Genomic DNA, 2,788 nt, shown 5'->3' with positions numbered 1-2,788 from the left:
GCACGCGACCTTGTTCAAGGTGCAAGCCAGTGAGCCGCTGCTGGAAACGGATCTCGCCGCCGAGCCGCTCGATCTCCCGGCGCATCTGCTCGACCATGCTGACCAGCCGGAAGGTGCCGATGTGCGGCTTGCTGACGTAGAGGATCTCCTCCGGCGCGCCAGCCTTGACGAATTCCTCCAGCACCTTGCGGCCATGATGCTGCGGATCCTTGATCTGGCTGTACAGCTTGCCATCGGAAAAAGTCCCTGCACCGCCCTCGCCGAACTGCACGTTCGATTCCGGGTCGAGCACTTTCTTGCGCCACAGCCCCCAGGTATCCTGCGTTCGCTCGCGCACCGCCTTGCCGCGCTCGAGGACGATCGGCCGAAAGCCGGACTGCGCCAGAATCAGCGCGGCAAAGATGCCGGCCGGGCCAAAGCCGACGACGATCGGCCGCGACGCCAGTTGCGCTGGTGCCTGCCCGACGAAGTGATAGCGCATGTCCGGCGTCGGCTGCACGCGGTGGTCGCTGGCGAATTTCTCGAGCAGCAGCGCTTCGTCGGCCACCGCCACGTCGACGCCGTAGCTGAACATCAGCGCGCTCGCCTTGCGTGCGTCCTGGCTGCGCCGGAAGACCTGGACTTCGCCGAGATCGGCCAGCACAAGGCCCAGGCGAGCAGCCACCGCGGCAGGCAAGTCTTCCGGCGTATGGTCGATGGGCAGACGAATTTCGCTGATGCGTAGCATGATTGGCTCGGGTTCTCCGGAAAAGCCTGTGACGGCGCTCAGGCCTGCTGCCCGTAGCTGCCGAACTTGGCCAGCACCGTGGCCATCTCTGCGCTGTCCAGCAGTACCGGCTCACCAAGCTGGCAGGCGCGCCAGTACTGTTCGCAGAGCGTCTCGAGTTCGACGCCCAGATCGAGCGCCTGCTCGAGATCGTCGCCGAACACCAGCATGCCGTGATTGGCCAGCAGGCAGGCCCGGCGACCAGTCATCGCCTGCAGCACGGTGTCCGACAGCGCCTGCGTGCCGAAAGTGGCGTAGCCCGCGCAACGCAGGCTGTCGCCGCCAAAGCGGGCGATCATGTAGTGAAAAGGCGGGATGTCGCGGCGCAGGCAGGCCAGGCTGGTGGCGAAGGGAGAGTGCGCGTGAACGATGGCCCCGGCTTCCGGGCGAGCGGCGTAGAGATCGCGGTGGAAGCGCCATTCGGACGACGGTTTGCGACACCCCTCCGATGTTCCGTCGAGGGCCATGAAAACCACGTCGTCGGCTTGCAGGGCGTCGTAGGCCATGCCGGTGGGAGTGATCAAAAAACCCTCCCGACCGTCGCCGGCACGCACGCTGAGGTTGCCGGCGGTGCCGCGGTTCAGGCCGACGGCGGTCATGCGACGTGCGGTGGTGATCAGCTGCTGACGAAGATTAGGCATGTCCTTCCTCCGGGTAGAGCGCCAGCAGACCCGCACGGCTCGCCGGGCACGAGCCACGCTCGCTGATCAGCGCGCTGACCAGGCCGGCCAGGGTGACGTCAAAAGCCGGGTTGGCGACGGTTTCATCGGCGGACAACTGGCGCAGGGTCGCCGGAGCGCCTGTCGCATCGCAACCCTGCACGACGCGCAACTCGTCGGCGGCACGCTCCTCGATCGGGATCGACGCACCGTCCGGACAGGCGAAGTCGATCGTCGACCGCGGCGCGGCGACGTAGAACGGCACCCCGGCAGCGCGCGCCGCCAGCGCCTTGAGGTAGGTGCCGATCTTGTTGGCGACGTCGCCATTGGCGGCGATGCGGTCGGCACCGACGATCACCGCGTTGATTCCGCCACGCGCCAACAGCAGGCCGGCAGCGTTGTCGGCGATGACGGTATGCGGCACGCCATGCTGCGCCAGTTCCCAGGCCGTCAGCAGACCCTGATTGCGCGGTCGGGTCTCGGAAACCCAAACATGCACGTCGATTCCCTCGTCGAATGCGGCATAGATCGGCGCCAGCGCCGTACCGTAGTCGACCGTCGCCAGCCAACCGGCATTGCAGTGGGTCATCAGCTCGAGGCGGCCGCGCGCCCCGAGGCAGGAACGAAGCAGTTGCAGCCCGTGCCGGCCGATCGAGCGGCACTGCTCGACGTCCTCGTCGGCGATCCTGGCGGCTTCGCGCCACGCCGCGTCGGCACGCGCCGACGGCGCCAGCGGTGTCAGGCAGGTCTGCATGCGCGCCAGTGCCCAGCGCAGATTGACAGCCGTCGGCCGCGTCGCCGCCAGCGTCTCGACCGCGGCCAGTAACGCCGCGTCGTCCGCCCGTTGCGCCATCGCCAGGGCCACGCCGTAGGCCGCGGTAACGCCGATCAGCGGCGCGCCGCGGACCTGCATGCTGCGAATCGCGAGTGCTGTGTCTTCCAGGCTGCGCAGCCGCAGCATGCGATATTCGTGGGGCAGCGCGGTCTGGTCGATGATGTCCACCGCACAGCCGTCCGCCGCCGGCCAGATCGTTCGCGTGGGAATGCCGTTTACGTTCATGCCCGGCATTCTACCAGCGGGGTGCCAGGCCGCCGTCCAAGCGCCGCCACACCAGGACCAAAAAGCGCGAGCGAATCTTCATAACACGCCAGAGCTGCCAGTCCGGGTGGGTCCTTACGGTGCTGTTGAATTTCCTTGACCGCAGCGGGTCCCATCGACATGCAACCGCACGTACGGTACTGTCGTCGTGCCAGTTGCCGGAGTCGTGACGACGGGTTTGGCGCAACCGCATTGCCGACGACGCGTGCCGGCCCGGTGACACCACATGCACCCGGAGGCTGATCATGGAAACTCGACCACTAC

3 protein-coding genes are annotated in these 2,788 nt (G+C 67.1%); all 3 read right to left on the bottom strand.

All coding sequences use genetic code 11. The features are described 5' to 3' along the window. A partial coding sequence (locus RUW20_RS04675; RefSeq protein WP_409559307.1) for an NAD(P)/FAD-dependent oxidoreductase occupies nt 1-727 on the bottom strand: 727 nt, incomplete at its 3' end. Nucleotides 728-765: 38 nt separating this feature from the next. Continuing rightward, nucleotides 766-1,407, bottom strand: a complete 642-nt coding sequence (locus tag RUW20_RS04670; protein ID WP_313951032.1) for a class II aldolase/adducin family protein — start codon at nt 1,405-1,407, stop codon at nt 766-768. Beyond that, nucleotides 1,400-2,485, bottom strand: a complete 1,086-nt coding sequence (gene mtnA, locus RUW20_RS04665; protein WP_313951031.1) for an S-methyl-5-thioribose-1-phosphate isomerase — start codon at nt 2,483-2,485, stop codon at nt 1,400-1,402. The genes RUW20_RS04670 and mtnA overlap by 8 nt, the downstream gene beginning before the upstream one ends. Nucleotides 2,486-2,788: the final 303 nt, after the last annotated feature.

Source organism: Accumulibacter sp. (assembly GCF_032229525.1).
Lineage (GTDB): Bacteria > Pseudomonadota > Gammaproteobacteria > Burkholderiales > Rhodocyclaceae > Accumulibacter.
Note: the sequence above shows the minus strand (reverse complement) of the source record. Positions and strands in the feature narration are given on the sequence as shown.